Here is an 18,290-nt window from a genome sequence, read left to right on the forward strand (position 1 = left end):
AATAAAATTAAAGGGTTTCTCCAGATCTGGAGAAACCCTTTTCTATAAGGAGGTATGAAGGCATGCAAAAAATTGGAGAAATACACAGAGGAAATACAAGTATCTGGTGCGGAGTTGGGATCGCATTAACCATAACGGTTATTTCGTTATGGCTTTCCATATGGACTTTAGACTTAAATCTCTCTGTGTATTTGCAAAAAGATAAGATTTGGGAAGTGTTATTGGTTTTACCGACAATGTTAATCGCTTTTGTTATCCACGAATGTATTCATATTGCATTCTTTAAACTCTTTGGAAAGGGAAAAGCAAGAATGAAAGTAAGTCGTGAAAAATCTGTAGGAGCAGTGGTTATGCACCAGGTCAATGAAGAGGTTTTTTATAAACGTTGGGAAATGATCACCATTCTTCTGTCTCCACTCATTTTGTTGTCCCTATTCTTCTTCGGTTTGCATTTATATATATCTATGCCCTTTTTAATCGTTGTTAATATTGTATTGAATGCGATAGGAAGCTCGGTTGATGTGTATGCTTCCTTGAAGTTGTTATTTAAAGGTCATCAAAAAATTGTAGTTAATTTTGATTCCAGTATGATCAAAATGAATGTATATAGTTTAAACGGAAAGCTGTAGCGATCTTGCATAAGATCGTTTTTTCCATTTATTTTTTACATATATCTATTGACTATAGTGTATTAAAAATGTAAAGTTGACTATATAGAAAAGAGTATACAATTTGATTACTAATCATATGAAAAGAGGAATGCAGTGATGAGTTTTTTGAAGAATTTGTTTGGTAATAAGAATAGCCAGGCTGACAATGGTGTCCAGGCAACACAAACGTTGAATCTGTCGAAAGATGAAGCTGTGCAGGTGCTGAACCTTCGAAAAGATACGTTTGAGCTGGTTCTTACGAAAAATGGTTATTCGGGAGGTCCTGCAAGAGTTGGAATCGTGCTGGATCAGTCAGGCTCGATGAGTTCGTTATATAGAAACGGGACGGTTCAATCGGTAGTGGAACGATTACTACCTGTTGCCCTTCGTTTAGATGACAATGGTGAGCTGGATGTGTGGTTGTTTGCTGATCGGAGTAAACGTCTAAATCCGGTGTCCGACCGTGATTTTTACCAATATGTAGATCGTGAGATTATGAGTAAACGTGAAAATCAAATTTGGGGAGGAACTTCTTACGCACCTGTTATGCGCGATGTATATCAAAAGTATGTTGTTGAAGAGCCCTCGAATGTGCCAACCTTCATTACATTTATCACGGATGGAAACAACAGCGATGAAGCTGCAACCGTGAAATTAATGAAGGAATTGTCTAACCACGGAATCTTCTGGCAGTTTATTGGTATCGGACATGAGCAGTTTTCATTTCTTCAAAAACTCGATGAACTTACGGGGCGTGTCATTGATAACGCAAATTTCTTCAAGTTGAATGATATTAACCAAATTTCGGATGAAGAATTGTATTCTCGATTGATGAATGAATATCCAGATTGGGAACGCATCGCCCGTCAACAAGGCATTTTGCGTTAAGTATTTTTCAGAATGAGTAAGAGATTGATTGTTTATCTCGCTGCGATTCTGATGATGGTCGGCGTTGTGTACGGGGGAGTTCCTTATTTGAAAGGAATTGCCCCATCTAACCAAGGGATCAAAAATCAGATACATGTTATGAATGGAATTTACAATGCAGACGTAAAACCTGTGAAAATCGGAAAATATACTTCTATATCTATAGAAATTCTAAACAAGAATGAACGTGATTTTGTAAATACTGTAAAGCGTGACCGAGGTGTTTTTCAAAAAGATGATATCGTCATTCTTTCCATGGGAAAGCAATCTACGGATCAAAAAATCTCCTTTGTTCATCAAGAGACACGATCAAATGAAGTTCGCATCTATGTCAATGTAGAAGAAAGACACAATCCTCCGACCCCAAAATCCTATACACCGTATTTGCTTGGCAAGATTTCTGTTCCTGCTTCCATACCACTTAGCTTTATTGATCAAGACACGGGAAATCTGCTCTATTAAGTTCATTGATATACAAAATTGTGGCGGTCAACGTAATGTTGATCGCTTTTCTATTGGATGAGTCTCTCGTGCATATAATACAAAATCACAGAACAGAAGGAGTGCTTTAGTATGGCATTTTTTTGCGTGTAAGCAAGAAGAATTGGTATTCGCCAGTTCATCAATGGAGCAGTTGATAGATTTATGCGGGGCTTAGATTAAGACTTTTCGGGAGGATCTTAAAAGATGAGAGACGTAGATATGGATAGATTGATTATTGTTGATGTGCTGCAAATGGAAGACCTTATGGTTGTAGGTGAAGATTTTATAGGACTGAAAGAACCTTCTGGAGAGGTTCGTGCATTCAAACCTTCGCAATCCATGGATGATGCTATGGAAGCGGCTAAATTCGTTCATTTATTTGAGGATGGGTATATTCTTCATTATATTAAGGGGGCTTTTACACAAAGATGGGTTTGGCAGATATCCAGTGTTACTGAAGATGGTATCCAGGGATTCACCTCCGGGGATACACCAGCATTAGCCATTTGCATGGCTTGTCTGCTTAAAAGTGGATTAAAGAAGTAACGGTCTAATAATCTTTAAAGAATGGATGGAAAAAGGATGAAAGTAGATCGGAACAAGGTATATAAATCTACTTCTGAGGATAAAGAGGTAGCACGTGAAAGATTAAAGCGGAGGTTGCAACCGGCTTGCTCGGAGGAAGAGTATTATGAGTATATCGCCGAGCAATATGACCGTTTTTGGGATGTTAGAAGGAAAGCTACAGAAGTTTGGCAATAAATACATGAGAGTTACGAAGGGGTCGGTGACATTACCAATCCCTGTTTTTTTGTTATAAAGCTGTTTTAGTGGAACTTATACGTGTTCGCAATTGAAAGATGTGTTTATTTAAATGTCTGTTGTTGAGATGTCTCCTTTTGAGAGAATTAATTATATTGGATTCGATATGAAGCTGTGATATAATCACTTTTATAGACTATAGGCAATAAAATATAAATATTGACAGAGTACATAAAGAGGGGAGGGATAGTAGGCATGCAGGCATTGTCTGACATCTTGGATACAACCGGGTTATTCTACTACATGACGATGAAAGATTATGAACGCAGTGAACGGAAACAAAGAAAGTACAAGCCTCAACTGGTAAGGCGCGTTTTTCCGACGGAGAAAGCTCGACTGGTTCAAAATGGGAGCGCGCTTTATACGTGCTTGTTTGATTTCAAAGTGCTCCGAAGATATGTAGATAAAACACTCAGGATCGAATCCTATGAAGAGTTATTTAGATTTCTATCGCAATTGCCGTTTCACGAATGCATGAATCCTGCTATTACTCTCGACACTTACTTTCCCTGTAAATATATTTTTGGAAATTATGCTTGGATTACACAAGACTCCAATGGTCATTATCGATATTTCTCAAAAAAGAAATCTGGTGATGTGGTTAGTTTTGATTTACTGGATTTGATTGAAATTGCCTATGGCATTCCCACCATGGAAGCCGTTGAAAAGGCAACAGAGATTTTTTCGATTCGATTTATGGAAGAAGTGTGGAAAAAAGAACAAAAAGAAAAATATATTCGAAACTATCAGTTTATCCAGTCGGAGATTCAAGACGAAAATCAATATCCAATGCTGTATCGCTATCTTCGTGAATTTGCTCCTCTATTGGAAGCATTAAATGCATTAGCGACGTTGCACATACACAAAAAAGAGTATTCATATAAAAATCACAACTCTTTTTTTGCCTCCAGTTCCCATATCACAAATGTGATGGGTATGTATACCTCATCTAAAATTGCGAAGCTTTTAAATGTATTTGCTGTTTTAGGTTTGATTGAAAAGGTACCAACGTCTGAACTTCATCCATTATTTTTAAAAGAATCTTTGAAAATATCGGAGCAAAGATGTCTGGGAAATACTGTGAGTTTTTATATCGTTCATTCCTTTGAACAAGTGGCTGAGGAAGCAGAACGAAGAGCTGCTCTTCTAAACCAGAATGGAATTAGGTATTCGAATATCAGCAAAACGGTTCTTTCCAAAGTTTTCGGTCTTGAGTTTGCTGAATCGATTTATGTGCAAACCATTCAAAAAAATAAAAAAAAGCAAGCAAAGCGCCTCGAAGTTGTGCAACACCAATTGGAAATAAACTTTTTGGAAAAAGCGCGCCGAGCGTCTGTTGTTACGAAGAGTAATGTGTTGGAACAAGAAGTTGGGGAGTTAACCGAGAAACAAAAAAAACATCATCTGAATCAAATTTGGACGTACCTCATGGAGAAATACCATTGCGAATATATCAAACCTACGTCTCAAATGAAAAAAGAGTTTGCATTAAGTACATCCGAGTACATCGCAATCCCGAAAGATCGATCTTTATTGTAACAACCTATAAAGGGAGGTGCTGAAAAATACTACTTCATCACAAGGTAATTGGTCATTCGAAGTCCCGAGAGTGGATAGTTATGATTCATGGGATCGGTGGCAGTTCTTCAATTTGGTTTAAGCAAATTCGAGAGTTGCGCAAGGAATTTAATTTAATACTGATTGATTTGCCTGGTCACGGAGGGAATGAACAAGGAATATGTGACGATGATGATCGTTCGTTATTTCGAATTGCCAGACAAATATTAATGGTGCTGGATCGCCGTCAAATCCATGCAGCCCATTTTGTAGGGATATCACTGGGTACCATTATTATTCAAGCGGTACAGGAGCTGTCTCCAGAGAGGGTAAAAACAATGATTTTGGGAGGGGCAGTTGAACGAATATATAAGCCTTTACTAACGTTCTTAAAACTCATGGAATGGATTGAATTTTTGGTTCCTTATATGTGGCTATATCGGATGGCAGCATACCTGTTGATGCCAAGGAAGCGACATGCGGAAGCCAGGCGGGTTTTTATCCATGAAGCTGTTCAATTGGGTCAAAAGGAGTTTTTTTGTTGGTATAACCTGCTTTGTCGTGAGCTCAATCCCTTTTTCGAAAGAAAGCGAATATATGATGAAACGCCCACGTTATACATCATGGGTGGCGAGGACTTTATGTTCTTGCCTACGATTAAAACCCGTTTTTATCACCTGAAAAATAGCCAACTTTATATCATCCATAAGTGTGGACATGTTTGCAATATTGAAAGGGAAAAGGTATTTAATCATCGCTGTATCGATTTTATACGCTCAAATGATATGTATTCAAGCACAGCAAATTAGAAATTAAAACACAAAAAAGGAGGTAACAGGCAATGGGAATGTCAGAACAATTAGATGATTCTGTATCTGTATTTGACTATGTATGGTATTCTTTTCTGTTGGGGCTTTGCTTTTTTATGCCTGCGTTTTTAATTTTCATAATGGATACCATAATGGATGTCCCTGCAACGGAAAACCACATTTTAAATGACTTCTTGCAACTTAGCTATCACGTAGTTATAGGATTTCAATTCGAATTCATTGTAAGAAAATTATCGCTATTTTGGGTTGTATTTGCAGGTATTGGCGTGATGCTTAAACTGTTTTCATCTGTTCGTTTGATAGATAAGACCCAATCCTTTATGAGAGGGATATTGATCACCTTTGCAACTTCCTTTGGGATTTTTGTAGGTGTTGCTATAATTGCTCATTGGAGTAGTTCGATTGAAAACTATCTTTATCCTTTTTTTATCAATAATTTTAAAGATATCTTCGACTTCATTTATCCAAAAGAAATGAACGAAAGAAGTTATTTAATCATTTTTGAGAATCTGACAGTGTTTAATGTGGTTCATAAAGGTTTATGCGCTATCCTCATTGCTGGATTCGGTTTAACTAAAACTTTTCGTTTTATTAATTTGATCATATATTCCGTTTTATTTCCAATATGGTATGCATCACGATTTGAAAAAGGTTCCGTCTTATGGGGGAAGTTTATTCTTGAGGGAATGAAACTTATCGTGGATACGATCGTCGGAATGGGGCTATTGATCTATTCTGTTTTAACTCATATGAATGATGGAAGTCTACTCGGGAATTTACTTATCGGCTTGGGGTTTTTAGCCATTGTAAGCATGGTCATGGTCTTCCTCAAGAAGAACACACCTAAACTATTACAGAACAACAACAGAAGATATGTAGCAGCTTAAAAGGTCGGCTATAGATATACCTAATAATAAAACTTATTACACTGATGGGAGATCGTTAATATGGATTTGAAAACATTAAATGTATTAAGACGTTTAAACAGATATGCTTCCCCTATAAAAGAAAAGCGTATTCAAGAAGAGGTGCTACGTGACTGTAGAGAAAAACGGGTTGGATTAACCAGGGAAGAAATTATAGGACAAGGTTTAAATATCTATGAAAAACGAGGAGTAAAAATCTCAACGGTTATAGATGAGGCGATACATGAGGATTTAGTTCGTGTTTATTCTTTCAGAGAAAACAGTCGAGAGATCATGATTACCCCAAAGGGGATTGAATCCATGATGAAGACTTACACAAGCGATTTTTGGAGTGATTTTCTTTCGTTTGAAAACGAATTGCGAAACAAAACAGAAGAGCTCAGCGAGTTGCCTTTAAAAAGGATGCTTGTAGCGAGTTTGTATTGGCAGGGGAAAACGGTTGAATATATTTGCCAGCATTATTTTAAAATGAATCATTATCATAAGAGTATACTGGGATATCATGAATATCTGCTACATCATTTTGGATATGAGTCCATTAAAGATAAACAGATCTTTCACTTTCAGCCTAAGCTATTTCTTCCAAAGAGGTGGATGAATGAAAGGGTTACACTTGAAATGGAAGGGATTGATACCCCAGAGCAGATGATTCTGATGAAACCATATCCGAATAAGCGTTATGTTGTAGCAGGGTGCAAGTTTGGCAAAGAAAAAACATCCGCTGGTTTTTATCCTATAATTTCTGATAGGGATTCCTTTCCCGAAAAGCTTGATGTTACCCTGAGATGGACGGTTGGAGATAAGATGACTGTCGTTCATCACTTATTAATTGAGTTTAAAACATTAGGACATGACGGAAATTTGTTTTCAAGTGAGCAGCGTATCTCTCGAAACTCTAATGTGGACTCATTTAACTTAACCACGTTCACGGAACAAGACGAACAGTTATGTAGAGGGCGCAAACAGAGGTATTTCACTTTATTCACCTTAGAAAATAGAAATAGAGAGTATATCATTCAAGAAAAAGTGACTCTAACCAACTTTCCGATGCATTTACATGCTACATTCCATGCAGATCGTCATTTTCAGCAATGGTTGGAAAAGAAAGAGATTGTCTAAAAAAAAGAAGCCCCTTAATGTGTATTTGGCACAGGGGTCTTCTGTTTATTTGTCGATAAAGTTACTCTTATAGTTATGCCTTTACGCTTAGATCAAATAAAATAGAAAGTAAGCCTTCTAAATTGAATCAAGCATTACTTTGAACTCAATATTATCCACAAACATTTTTGCTTCCTTAGAAAGCATTCCATATGGAATGAAGTTCCCGATTGGTTCGCTGGAAATTCCATCGTTAATGTATTGCTTCAACGTAAGGAATATCTGTCTTCCATCAGCTATAACTCCATTATTGATAGCAATTTGAATGCCATCAGTATTTCCAGTATTGATAATTGGCACAATAAAATTCAGCTTATGAAGAAGTTCCCATTCGATAAATTGATTAGCGTCGGTTCTTGTTTCAAGATTCATCTTGACTAACTCAATAAACTTGACTTTCTTTTCTTCCATTTTCGCCACCCCATTCTCAATAAAAAAGTAAACTTCAATGTTTACAAACTATTGTTATGGTTAAGTGATAGTTAGCTATTACTCAAATCTATGCCTCCCCTGCTTGATAAATGAATCCTTTCATCAACCTATTGAGTGTACTTCGTGAATTTTCCACACCACACAAACTCGTTATCATGTAATGAGAGCGTTTCTTTAATTTGCCCACTACACTCCCACCCATCAGACTCCATGTACTCTACGTGTTCATCACGCTCTTCTCTGCTGTCATAATGATACGTAACATTGGTATATTCCACTACTTTCTTCATCATTTCATCTCCTTATGAAATAATCTTTTTATTGAAATTAGTATTTAATTCCTTGTCTTTTGCTCTCTACGATTTGTTCATCAACCAAATCGTAGAATATACTTTTTTCCCACTCTTCATAGAAGTACTCAAGATGGGTCGCTTAAGTCGAAAAACATAGATTCTGTAGTAATTACTTGTTATACATAAGTGAGATAATCATCATACCCATAATTATATCATATATACATATCAAATCTTCAGGAACTATCGTCGCTGTTTTAAATATATCCTATAAATGTTTATTTAATTGTATCCCACAACAGTTTAATACGTTTTTGAACATGATCTTTCCTCGCTGATGCACTCATAGTATATGAACAGTATTCCGTTTTCCGGTATTCATCCTCAGAAAAAAATGCTTTTACCTTTGCTGTGAACACCTTTTTATTCATACCATTTTCTATTGCTTTGTCTGCGACTACGAATACGATCGGTAAGTTTTCAATTTTGGTTGCGTTACGTGAGGTATTAATAATATCATCCATATAATTGATTATGGAATACATTTTTATTTCGTCGACCTGTAAAGGTTCTTTTGAAGAATAGAAATCAAATCTCAACTTCTCTGCATATCCTTCTGATTGATTAAAGTAGAGGTATAAACAAGTTTCTGCATTTCTAATCGAATATTTTTGATAGTTTGGAGAAATTGCTTCACTCTCTTTCAATAAATCATGTAATTTTTTTATCACATGCTTCAATTGATTTCCTCGAATCAAATTGTTTTCATATTTATTCATAATTGGTTTTTCCTCTCAATCAAAATCAAAGTTTAATTCAGTCTTCAGCCCATTCGCCATCAGTATATACAAAAATGTATTCCAAGATCAAACAATTAGATCGTAAGATTTCTTCTTCGTTAGTGAAAGCAATTTTTTCGAATGAAATCAACCTGACGTTCTTTACATATGGTACTGCTTAAAGACTTTATTTACGTGTTTATTGAAATCGGAAAAAAGTCTCCAAATATCCAGGAACTTTTCTTCATTCCATTGGCTTTGGGTGAAGACAACATCTCCCCAAGCAAAACAGTTCTCACTTAAGTCGTGCGAATATTCAAGTTTCCATCCAGCAGCGGCGACATGATCTTGAATTTTGTCCCAATGTGTTTTGAATTCTTAAGTTAATTGGTCAGCAGTTCTTCGTTAATGTACGTTTTGTTTCGAATGTAGTCCGATTTCAGCTCTTCCAGAAGAGTGACGGCTGGAAGCCGAACATGGATGGGTGAGCGCGCATTTTCAGGAAAGAAGAATAAAGCACTGGTATGAAAATTCTCCATGTACAAATCAGCCGCTATTTTTCCATCGCCTGTTTCTTCAACATAGTCGGTTCTATCGGCAACAAATGCTCTAAATAGTGGCGGGATTTTAGCAAACTTCGGATCTTTGTATCTTTGCCAAAGAAGCACACCATTTACGTATATTTCGGCATCTGCTGTCTCAATGTGAATCGTCGTTGTTTTTTGTTTTGTTTCTTCAACTTGTACGATTGTTTCGTTAACTTTGAATTCCCTTTTCATATTAAAAATCCCTCCGTAAAGTGAGTAAGTGAATAAACAACCTTTTGTATTGTAATCTGTTTATTCTATGGAAATCCTTTCATTTTATAATAAATTACAGATCATTGCTTTGATTGGAGAATTAACGCTGATGTCGGGATGAACGAGCCAGACAGGTCTTTAGAGTGAGATCATCAAGACGGTCTCTTCTTTTTAAAGAGAGGAGGCGCTCAGGGATTGAATTAAATCCGTAATAGAGCCCTGCAATACCACCTACAAGTGATGCAATCGTGTCTGCATCTCCACCTTCATTCACAGCCCCGATGACAGCTTCTTCAAAAGTCTCGCTGCGGTAGAGCCAATAGAGTACCCATATTAACGTATGGAACGCGTATCCATTTGGAGGTAATTTAGGGGTTTGTAAAAAAGTATCCTCATAATCCGTGCGCTTGGTTGCTTCCATTATAGCATCCCTAAGCGGAACTTGATCCATGATGAGCATGGCGACTCTATTATAGATCAAGCATGATTGAGTAGAAATTGGATGTAGATGAGTCATTTCGGCTTGTATTGTGGTCAATCGATAGATATCATCCCAAGACTCATAGAGTAATGCGACGGGTAGAGTTCGCATCAATGCTCCATTGCCAGCGGTTTTACCCTTTAACATTAAATGTACTCGTTTAGCAGTACAATTCCAGTTGATACCATGTAAAAGATATGCATAAAACAGGGTTCTTCCGATATGCAAAATCTTAAATCTTTCTTTGTTGAATTCTTTAGTCAAGCCAGTTTCAGGACTGTCCTTCAATAGCCCTCGTAAAACGGCAAATGACAAACGGGTATCGTCTGTACCCGAACCTCTTGTTTTTAGAAAATACGGAATTCCCCAGATCCCACTTTTATAATCTTCAACTTTGCCATAACGTTTTCGGATTCCATTTTTGCTTAATCCTTCGACAGCAGCTCCAAGAGCATCGCCGATTTGTATCCCATATAGGGCACCTTTTATGCTTTGTTCTAAGTTCATAGCATTGCCTCCTTTATTGATGGTCTAAGAGATTATAGTTCGTGAACACCTCGCTAATCGGTGGTAAAGCCTGATCGTGATCTATGATGGGAAAAGACGAACTTCAAATGCATAGAATACGTAGTAGGCAACAAAATAGGAGGAGGGATGAGGTATGATTTTGTCAGGACTTGAAATCAAGAAACGTTTGGGGAATGATATATTAATCTCCGATTTTAGTGAAAAAAGACTTAATCCGAACAGTTATAATGTAAGATTGCATAATCAATTAGTCGTATACGACGAGGAAATTCTCGACATGAAACAAAACCATCACACACGGACGATGATTATTCCAGAGGAAGGATTGGTATTAGAACCAGGCATCTTGTACCTGGGGCGAACGGTAGAACATACAAGCACCGAAAATCTGGTGCCCATGCTGGAGGGTCGATCATCTATAGGGCGATTGGGTTGCTATATTCACGTTACGGCGGGTTTCGGAGATGTTGGTTTTAATGGGTTTTGGACTTTGGAGATTTCCGTGATTCAACCTCTTCGAATCTATCCGAATGTGGAAATTGGTCAGATATTCTACCATACAATAGAGGGAGAATTCGAGAAATATAAAGAGGGGAAATATCAGAACAATCAAGGTATTCAAAGTAGCCAGTTGTTCAAAGATTTTGAGAAGTAAATTAAAGGTTTATAACGCCTTTTGGATTACTATAGCGAGCCAATACTAAAGGTTCGCTTCGCGTGTACTATCGTATTTTTAAGTATAGCAAAATGACAAAAACGAGGTTCTTCCCATAGGAATGTGCCTCGTTTTTGTTTATTTCAAAACCTTTACTACCAGCTCATTTGTATTGACGCTGAGTTTTTTCTTTAACTCATCACTTATTTTAAACGAAATGCGTTCTCCTGGTTTTAAGTCTTTATAGGAGTAGGTCAGGATCGTTTTACCATCTTCATCTTTGGTTTGAGGCGAAGCGGACGTAGATACTGCATCCTCCAGATCTGTAGGAATTTTTCCTTTTACACTTTCACTTTCAGGCAAAACTGAAAATTTGACTCGGTCTTCGGTAAAGACAATATCAAATGCGGTTTCTCTGATTTCAAGGATGCCGCTTTGTGGAAATTGAATATTATTTATGGTGACCGCATAATGATATTCCTTATTGATTAACTCTTGAACTTTATCTGAAGGTAATATCAAGATCATGTCTTTAGCATACTGCTTATAGTAATCGACTTCTTGACTCATAGCCTCCATTTTTCGATTTTGTTCATCTACATAGGCTTGTACCTTTTGCGCATCTGTGATTTTTAATTCTCCCTTGGCAGGTTGTTTTTCAAAATCTTTTTGCATGGACTGTTCCTGTTGTTTCGGAGGAGCTACCTCCTGTGTTTGTTTTTCAGTGTCCGATGGAGAACACCCCGTAAGGAATAGTACACCTGCCAACAAGGTGAAAGATGTTATTTTATAGATTGTATTCAAACATTTCACTCCTTTCGAATCTGCATTTCTATATGATATGCAGTGATCATTAAAATTGACTATAAATTATGTTTTATATATAATGGACTATAGGCAAAAGAAATGTCTTTTTTAGCGTTACAAATCTATTTTATTGCATAGAAGATAACCTATTACGATTTAAGGGGGTTATCTTGATTGAAGCAATATCATGATTTGTGTAAAACGGTATTAAAAAAAGCGAACATCCAGGGACATTTAAATGAAAAAGATATTCAAGTACGTAAAGATCGTACGGGGACTGGGACGATTGGAGTCTTTGGGTATCAAATGAGATTTAATCTGCAAGAAGGGTTTCCTCTCTTGACTACAAAGAAATTGAATTTTAATTTAATCGCTTCTGAACTTCTTTGGTTTCTCAAAGGAGATACTAATATTCGTTTTTTATTGGAGAATAAAAACAATATTTGGAACGAGTGGGCTTTTAAGAATTGGGTGGAGAGTGAAGATTACGACGCAATCGATATGACGGATTTCGGTATTCGTTCTCAGCACGATCCAGTATTCAAACAATTATACTTGGAACAAATGAATATTTTTAAACAGCGTGTTCTGGAAGATGATGAATTTGCTCATCGTTTTGGTGATTTAGGTCCTGTCTATGGTAAGCAGTGGCGGTCTTGGGAAGGACAAAATGGTGAGACCTTCGATCAATTACATTGGATTGTTGAAGAAATCAGGGGGAATCCACAGTCCAGAAGACTAATATTGAATTCTTGGAATGTCGCTCGGATTCCTTTCATGAGTCTACCGCCATGTCATACCATGGTGCAATTTTACGTGGAGGATGGAAAACTGTCTTGTCAGCTCTATCAAAGAAGTGGAGATATCTTTTTAGGAATTCCTTTCAACATAGCCTCTTATGCATTGTTAACACATATTGTGGCTCAAGTGACGGGTCTTAAGGTGGGGGAATTTATTCATACGATCGGGGATGCTCATATCTATCTCAATCATTTGGAACAGATCAGACTTCAATTAACAAAAGAATTTTATCCACTTCCAAGTTTGAAACTGAATCCCTTCATTCGGCGTATCGAGGATTTTACAATGAGCGATGTTCAAATTGTTGGATACCAAGCTCATCCCCACATTAAAGGGAAGGTAGCGGTCTAACTTTATATCATTGTTTAAGAGGGGCATTCTTCATAGGATTGTTTCATAAAGGATTAACAAATCAAATTTTTATAAATTGGAAAACGGAGGGAATTGGCTTGGAATATAACTGCAATATTGAAATAAGACTACCAGAGGGAACAAAGATCCGAAGTCGAGAAGACGGAAAAATCTATACGGTTCACGACTCAACCTGGACGAACAATCAATTTGGATATGGAGTATATCTGTACCGAGTGAAGGAACGCTTAGATACAGGCTTTGGTTTGTACCGGAAATGGTTCGATGTCGTAACCTCATCATAAAAAAGAAGAAGGTGTTTATGAATTGAGCAGAATTCACTTACAAATAGGGTTGGGTGTGTGTTTTTTTGCGCTAACCCTGGTACTTGTGTTTAGTTTTAAAGGACCGTTTACGAAAGAAGATGAAAAAACGTTTATGAAGGAATATATGGATATGGCAACAAAGCCTTCGGAGCCTCAAGTTTTGGAAGCGAAAATGAAGCCTAATTTGGATCGTTTGAGTAAAGAAGGTTCGTCCAATGCCATTGATGGATTGCTGTATGCCATGTATCAAAAACTGCCAACGTTAACGAGTAAAGCAGATGGTTTACAAGATGTCATGGCTGCTGCTAAAGCGGAAAAGATAGATTTGAATCAAACTGAAGATGTGAAGAAAATCGAGGATCAGACGTTAAAAGCTTTTGTCGGTGAAGTATTAAAGGATCATTTTTATTTTGTTGAAGAAAATGGACGAATCACAGTGCAGCCTAATATGTCCTATATGCTTAAAAACTATGAACCGTATATGACAGATTCGCTAAAAGCCACAATACAGTTTAGTGAAGAGGAATTTGAACATCCTTTCTATGATGCAGAAACACAAAAGTTTAATTTAGATATCGTTGCAAAACGTATTCTCCTGTTGGAAGACAACCTGAAGAAGTATGCTAACACGTATTACGAGGAGACTTTCAAGAAAAGCAAGGAATACTACTATCAAATCTATTTTGGAATGAATAATGAATTTTTAGTAGACAGCAAGAAGTTTGTATTGAAAGAGGTAATAGACCACTATCAGCGAACGTCAAAGGAATACCCACAGTCTCAATTATCTAAAGATATCCATGCGTATCTTGGAAAATTGAAGTTGTCTCACAATCAAGTTACGGACGATATACAGGTGTTTCTGACTGGAATCGCAAATGTGCAGACAGTTGATGTTGTTAACGATGGATCCATCCTTAAAAAGGGTGCAAAATAAAGTTGTGGAAGGGCTGTAGTTATGGTGTAATTTAATAGGCAAAATGAATTGAAAGCGGGGTTTCCCCGCTTTTTTTATTGCGATGTTATCCATAATTAGATGCGTAAATTATAATTTACCTTATTTGTTGAATATCTATTGTATATAGTATATAGTTTTAAAAGAATGGTCTATTGTCAAAAACAACTTATTATTGTGATGGGTGGTTTCTTATATATATGAGTTAAAACAAGAGTGGAAGGAAGGAGTGAATGGAATGGGATTTGCAAGTTGGTTTAACAAAGAAGCTTCATTTTCGAGTAACCTGAATAGCCAGCCAGATTGGTTAGAATCGCTTGATGTGAATGAAGAGGTAAACTGTAAGGTCGTTATTTTGTATCGGAAATTTTATAGTGAGGACACTGGATTTTCTGTCTATGTTTGTGAAGACGAAAATGGTGATGTCTTTACGCTTTCGGGTACGTTTGCGATTGAACTCATGGATGAACAAACATATTTCATTAAAGGTACAGTTGCTATCTATAGAAAAGAAAAGCAGGTTACATTAAAGTCTGCGCGTTTAGAAAGACCTACGTCTCGAAAAGGAATTATATCATTTTTGAAAACGCTCAAAGGGCTGAATAAGAGATCAGAGCAATTGTACGATTTGTATGGCGAAGAAATTGTTGAAATCTTAATGAAAGATCCTATGCGAATCGCTAAAGAAGTTAATGGGATTGGAAAGAAAAGTGTCGAGAGTTGGAGTGCCCAGCTTCAATTGTTGGAAGAGGATTATCATGTATTGAGCGAGCTTCTTGCCTGGGGAATATCGATGCGCCAAGCCAAAAAATTACTTGAACGTTTTCATGGTCAAATTATTTCAATGATTGAGCGTAATCCCTATATGCTTATGAATGAAGTAAAAGGTTTTGGGTTTTTAAGATGTGATGAAATTGCTCGCCAAGTTGGATATGATCCCAAAGGGGAAGAACGGATTCAACAAGGACTTTTGTATATCTTAAAAGAAGCTATGAATGATGGTCATTGCTTTTTGCCAAGAGAAATGCTGCTGAAAAGAGCGAGGGATTGTTTGGACTTTAAACTTACGGCTATTGAAATGAAACAGCTTGTCGATCGTAATCGAGGCGTTGTTGAGGTTCCTTATTCATTTGGTGAAAAGACCTACATGATCCCTTATTCAACTTTATACAATCATTGGAACCATTATCAAAGAGAATCCTCTGCCAGAGGACGTGAGAAGTATCGCTATCGTGTCATTTCTTTTGAGTTGATGGAAATTGAGCAGCAGCTATTAACGTTGCAATCAAATATGAAAATTGTTATGGAGAATGACTCTGTATACCTTAGTTACTTACATCAGGCTGAATTAAAAGTAGCAGAAAAAATTATCCATTTAATGCTTGAAAACCAGAATGAATTTGAAGGTGTTGGAGAAGACGTTGAGCATTACTTAGAAACCAATGGACTTACCTTGGAAGAGATGCAGAAAAAAGCCGTTGAAGAGTTTGTGAGCAGAACGGGCGGAATGTACATTTTAAATGGAAGCGCGGGTTGCGGAAAAACGTTTACCCTGAAAGTCATTCTGGCACTCATGGAGCAACAGTACAAAAAAAAGAAGAAACCTTTTCGTGTTAAAATTTTCGCACCCACGGGGAAAGCCTCCAAAGTGGCTAAGAAAGCGACAGGAAGAGAATGTACAACTGTTCACAGAGGCTTAGCGTATGTTCGAGGTGTTGGTTTTCAATATAATGAAGACAACCCCTTGGAAGCCGATTGTGTTGTTATTGATGAGAGTTCTATGCTTGATATTTTACTTACGAGTAGTTTGTTTGATGCGATCCCTGAGGGTTGTAAAGTGATATTTATGGGAGATACGAAGCAACTTCCTTCTGTGGGTGCGGGCAATGTGCTATACGATTTGATTGAGTGTGGAATGATCCCTGTCATTACGTTAAATGTAGTGAAGCGCCAGGCTGATCATTCGGGTATTATCCGTAACGCCAATAAGATTATCAATGCAGAAATGATCTCTTCTTGTCAGGATACTGAAGATGCTTACGTCATTCTGAAGCACAAGGTTGATGTTGTACATGAAACAATCATCCGATCTATAGAACGTTTAATGAGCGGGAATAAATATACGTTTGAAGATATTCAAATTCTTTGCCCTCAGCGCATAGGTGAGATCGGAACTTATGTGATGAATTGGATGATACAGCAAGCATTCAATGCAGAACCCATAGGGGAAAAGGTGTTAAATCGCTATATCAAAAAGAAGCTTTCTCCCAGCGAGGATCCTGTGGACATTCCACTTTACTTTCAAACTGGTGATAAGGTGATTCATATTGCGAATAATTATTCAATGCCTTGGTATCAAAAAGATCCATCAGGTAACCTGGTAGAGGATTCGAGTCTTATGGGTATAACCAATGGAGAATGCGGAGTCATTGAAGAAATTCGAAAAGAAAAAGTAACGAATGTGAATCAAACGATCATGGTTGTCCGTTATGAAGATGGCTATGTGCAGTACACCGATAACTTTGAAGAATTGGATCATGCATATGCATTAACGGTTCATAAAAGCCAGGGCTCACAATGGCCTGCCGTCATTATGCCTGTGATGATGGAGAACTATAACATGCTTGATAACAGTATCTTCTATACAGGGTATACTCGCTCTGTAGACTTTAACTGCGTCATTGGTCAACCGGAAGCTATTGCTCATGCTATTCGAACATTTAAAAATAGAAGACGGTTTACAAGTCTGAAACAAAGGTTTCTCGCGGAGGCAAGCTGAAAAGTATAGATAAAATAGGATACAAGTTACTCGATAGAAGTCAACTTGAAAATGTAGTTACCGAGAGGCGCATAGCGGTTGCTCAACAGGAACTACATCGCCTTGGATATACTGGAGTAGTCATGGAGGCAACGACTACTCCAGTTCATTTTAAAGAACCCATGCAGGTTAGTTTTCAGATTAAGCCGAATAATCTGATCGAAAAGATTTGTTCTGAAATTCTTGGTTTGGGCAATCCACGTTGGTATGGATTTGGATTGAAATATATCCACAACACTATGAAATTGGAGTGACCTGATATATCATTTTCTTATTCTCTAAACAATATGGAGGTTATTATATGGAATTACTTAAACCTATGAACATTGTGAAGATTACTGCGAAAACTTTGTCAGGAGTTACCGAGTTTAAAGGAATCCTCGTCGAAGTGACGGATAAAGATTTTACGATCATTGAGTTGTATCAATTCGGATCACCTGAATTAGTAAGCTATCTTATCGATGATATTAAAGAAGTAGAATTGCTTATCTGTTCAGAAGCAGAAAAGAATGTTTTAAAAATAGCATGTTCCCTTTACCAGAATGTTCTGTGTGTAGAAAAGGAAATCGAAATATTGAAACTAAAAAAAGCTTCTGAAAGTAATAAATTTGAGCAATATCTGAAAAATAATTGGAAAAGTGAGCAGGTTAACAAAAGTGATTCTCGAATTTGAACGTATTTAAGGATAAATAACCGTGATTCTGACTTTTAAAAACATTAGGGGACAAGTGACTTATTGATTGTAATCTGTTGAGCGAATTCATGATGAATTCGCTTTTTTATATTGGTTCAAAAGAACTGTGATGATACAGTCAATTTAGAACTAAAGCAGGATGGTATTTTAAAAAAATATTGAAAAAGTCTGTTATTTGTCATTTTTTGTCTCCCCCACATTATTCCAATATGCTATA

At 37.0% G+C, this 18,290-nt stretch carries 22 protein-coding genes; 16 read left to right on the forward strand and 6 right to left on the reverse strand.

Features of this window, described 5'->3' with window-relative positions; translation table 11 throughout:
- Window positions 1–62 precede the first annotated feature (62 nt).
- The 9 genes from JOD82_RS08955 to JOD82_RS08995 all read left to right on the forward strand — a co-directional run bounded on the left by JOD82_RS08955 (window position 63) and on the right by JOD82_RS08995 (window position 7,314).
- Complete coding sequence (locus JOD82_RS08955) at window positions 63–629, forward strand: metalloprotease family protein (protein WP_245248947.1); 567 nt, start codon at window positions 63–65, stop codon at window positions 627–629.
- Window positions 630–767: 138 nt separating this feature from the next.
- Window positions 768–1,538 carry a vWA domain-containing protein gene (locus tag JOD82_RS08960; RefSeq protein WP_209948377.1) on the forward strand — a complete coding sequence of 257 codons (771 nt, stop codon included), beginning with the start codon at window positions 768–770 and terminating at the stop codon, window positions 1,536–1,538.
- A gap of 87 nt (window positions 1,539–1,625) precedes the next feature.
- Window positions 1,626–2,039, forward strand: a complete 414-nt coding sequence (locus tag JOD82_RS08965; RefSeq protein WP_245248948.1) for a hypothetical protein — start codon at window positions 1,626–1,628, stop codon at window positions 2,037–2,039.
- Between the two features lie 225 nt (window positions 2,040–2,264).
- Window positions 2,265–2,606 (forward strand): BC1872 family protein, encoded by a 342-nt coding sequence (locus tag JOD82_RS08970; protein WP_209948381.1) that lies wholly within the window; start codon window positions 2,265–2,267, stop codon window positions 2,604–2,606.
- Between the two features lie 36 nt (window positions 2,607–2,642).
- Window positions 2,643–2,822, forward strand: a complete 180-nt coding sequence (locus tag JOD82_RS08975) for a hypothetical protein (RefSeq protein WP_209948382.1) — start codon at window positions 2,643–2,645, stop codon at window positions 2,820–2,822.
- Between the two features lie 255 nt (window positions 2,823–3,077).
- Complete coding sequence (locus tag JOD82_RS29065; protein WP_245248949.1) at window positions 3,078–4,421, forward strand: hypothetical protein; 1,344 nt, start codon at window positions 3,078–3,080, stop codon at window positions 4,419–4,421.
- A 47-nt stretch (window positions 4,422–4,468) separates the two neighbouring features.
- Window positions 4,469–5,248 carry an alpha/beta fold hydrolase gene (locus JOD82_RS08985; protein WP_312887685.1) on the forward strand — a complete coding sequence of 260 codons (780 nt, stop codon included), beginning with the start codon at window positions 4,469–4,471 and terminating at the stop codon, window positions 5,246–5,248.
- 32 nt (window positions 5,249–5,280) lie between these two features.
- Window positions 5,281–6,156 (forward strand): hypothetical protein, encoded by an 876-nt coding sequence (locus JOD82_RS08990; protein WP_209948384.1) that lies wholly within the window; start codon window positions 5,281–5,283, stop codon window positions 6,154–6,156.
- A gap of 60 nt (window positions 6,157–6,216) precedes the next feature.
- Entirely contained in the window at window positions 6,217–7,314 is a 1,098-nt protein-coding gene (locus JOD82_RS08995; protein ID WP_209948386.1) for a hypothetical protein, read from the forward strand.
- 117 nt (window positions 7,315–7,431) lie between these two features.
- Here JOD82_RS08995 and JOD82_RS09000 read toward each other — a convergent pair whose 3' ends face one another.
- The 5 genes from JOD82_RS09000 to JOD82_RS09020 all read right to left on the reverse strand — a co-directional run bounded on the left by JOD82_RS09000 (window position 7,432) and on the right by JOD82_RS09020 (window position 10,645).
- The gene (locus JOD82_RS09000) at window positions 7,432–7,764 is read right to left on the reverse strand and encodes a hypothetical protein (RefSeq protein ID WP_209948388.1); all 333 of its coding nucleotides are present in this window, start codon (window positions 7,762–7,764) and stop codon (window positions 7,432–7,434) included.
- Window positions 7,765–7,892: 128 nt separating this feature from the next.
- Window positions 7,893–8,075: a hypothetical protein gene (locus JOD82_RS09005; protein ID WP_209948390.1), complete on the reverse strand. Its 183-nt coding sequence runs from the start codon at window positions 8,073–8,075 to the stop codon at window positions 7,893–7,895.
- A 281-nt stretch (window positions 8,076–8,356) separates the two neighbouring features.
- Window positions 8,357–8,857: a hypothetical protein gene (locus tag JOD82_RS09010; RefSeq protein WP_209948392.1), complete on the reverse strand. Its 501-nt coding sequence runs from the start codon at window positions 8,855–8,857 to the stop codon at window positions 8,357–8,359.
- A 383-nt stretch (window positions 8,858–9,240) separates the two neighbouring features.
- Entirely contained in the window at window positions 9,241–9,636 is a 396-nt protein-coding gene (locus tag JOD82_RS09015) for a hypothetical protein (RefSeq protein ID WP_209948394.1), read from the reverse strand.
- Window positions 9,637–9,757: 121 nt separating this feature from the next.
- On the reverse strand, window positions 9,758–10,645 hold the full coding sequence (locus JOD82_RS09020; protein WP_209948396.1) for an ADP-ribosylglycohydrolase family protein: 888 nt from the start codon (window positions 10,643–10,645) through the stop codon (window positions 9,758–9,760).
- A 154-nt stretch (window positions 10,646–10,799) separates the two neighbouring features.
- On the opposite strand from JOD82_RS09020, the gene dcd reads away from it, so the two are divergent.
- On the forward strand, window positions 10,800–11,321 hold the full coding sequence (gene dcd, locus JOD82_RS09025; protein WP_209948398.1) for a dCTP deaminase: 522 nt from the start codon (window positions 10,800–10,802) through the stop codon (window positions 11,319–11,321).
- A gap of 138 nt (window positions 11,322–11,459) precedes the next feature.
- Here dcd and JOD82_RS09030 read toward each other — a convergent pair whose 3' ends face one another.
- The gene (locus JOD82_RS09030) at window positions 11,460–12,125 is read right to left on the reverse strand and encodes a hypothetical protein (protein ID WP_209948400.1); all 666 of its coding nucleotides are present in this window, start codon (window positions 12,123–12,125) and stop codon (window positions 11,460–11,462) included.
- 177 nt (window positions 12,126–12,302) lie between these two features.
- Here JOD82_RS09030 and JOD82_RS09035 point away from each other — a divergent pair, with 177 nt between their 5' ends.
- From JOD82_RS09035 to JOD82_RS09060, 6 genes are all read left to right on the forward strand, one after another.
- Window positions 12,303–13,280: a thymidylate synthase gene (locus tag JOD82_RS09035; RefSeq protein WP_209948402.1), complete on the forward strand. Its 978-nt coding sequence runs from the start codon at window positions 12,303–12,305 to the stop codon at window positions 13,278–13,280.
- A gap of 98 nt (window positions 13,281–13,378) precedes the next feature.
- Complete coding sequence (locus JOD82_RS09040; protein ID WP_209948404.1) at window positions 13,379–13,585, forward strand: hypothetical protein; 207 nt, start codon at window positions 13,379–13,381, stop codon at window positions 13,583–13,585.
- A gap of 145 nt (window positions 13,586–13,730) precedes the next feature.
- The gene (locus JOD82_RS09045) at window positions 13,731–14,543 is read left to right on the forward strand and encodes a hypothetical protein (RefSeq protein ID WP_245248951.1); all 813 of its coding nucleotides are present in this window, start codon (window positions 13,731–13,733) and stop codon (window positions 14,541–14,543) included.
- Between the two features lie 256 nt (window positions 14,544–14,799).
- Window positions 14,800–17,340, forward strand: coding sequence for an AAA family ATPase (locus tag JOD82_RS09050; protein WP_209948406.1), 2,541 nt, complete (start codon window positions 14,800–14,802; stop codon window positions 17,338–17,340).
- A gap of 122 nt (window positions 17,341–17,462) precedes the next feature.
- The gene (locus JOD82_RS29070; protein ID WP_245248952.1) at window positions 17,463–17,633 is read left to right on the forward strand and encodes a hypothetical protein; all 171 of its coding nucleotides are present in this window, start codon (window positions 17,463–17,465) and stop codon (window positions 17,631–17,633) included.
- 47 nt (window positions 17,634–17,680) lie between these two features.
- A complete protein-coding gene (locus tag JOD82_RS09060) occupies window positions 17,681–18,052 on the forward strand; it encodes a hypothetical protein (RefSeq protein ID WP_209948407.1) in 372 nt (123 codons plus the stop codon).
- The last annotated feature ends 238 nt before the right edge of the window (window positions 18,053–18,290 follow it).

This window comes from Paenibacillus sp. 1182 (genome assembly GCF_017833915.1).
GTDB lineage: Bacteria > Bacillota > Bacilli > Paenibacillales > Paenibacillaceae > Paenibacillus > Paenibacillus polymyxa_D.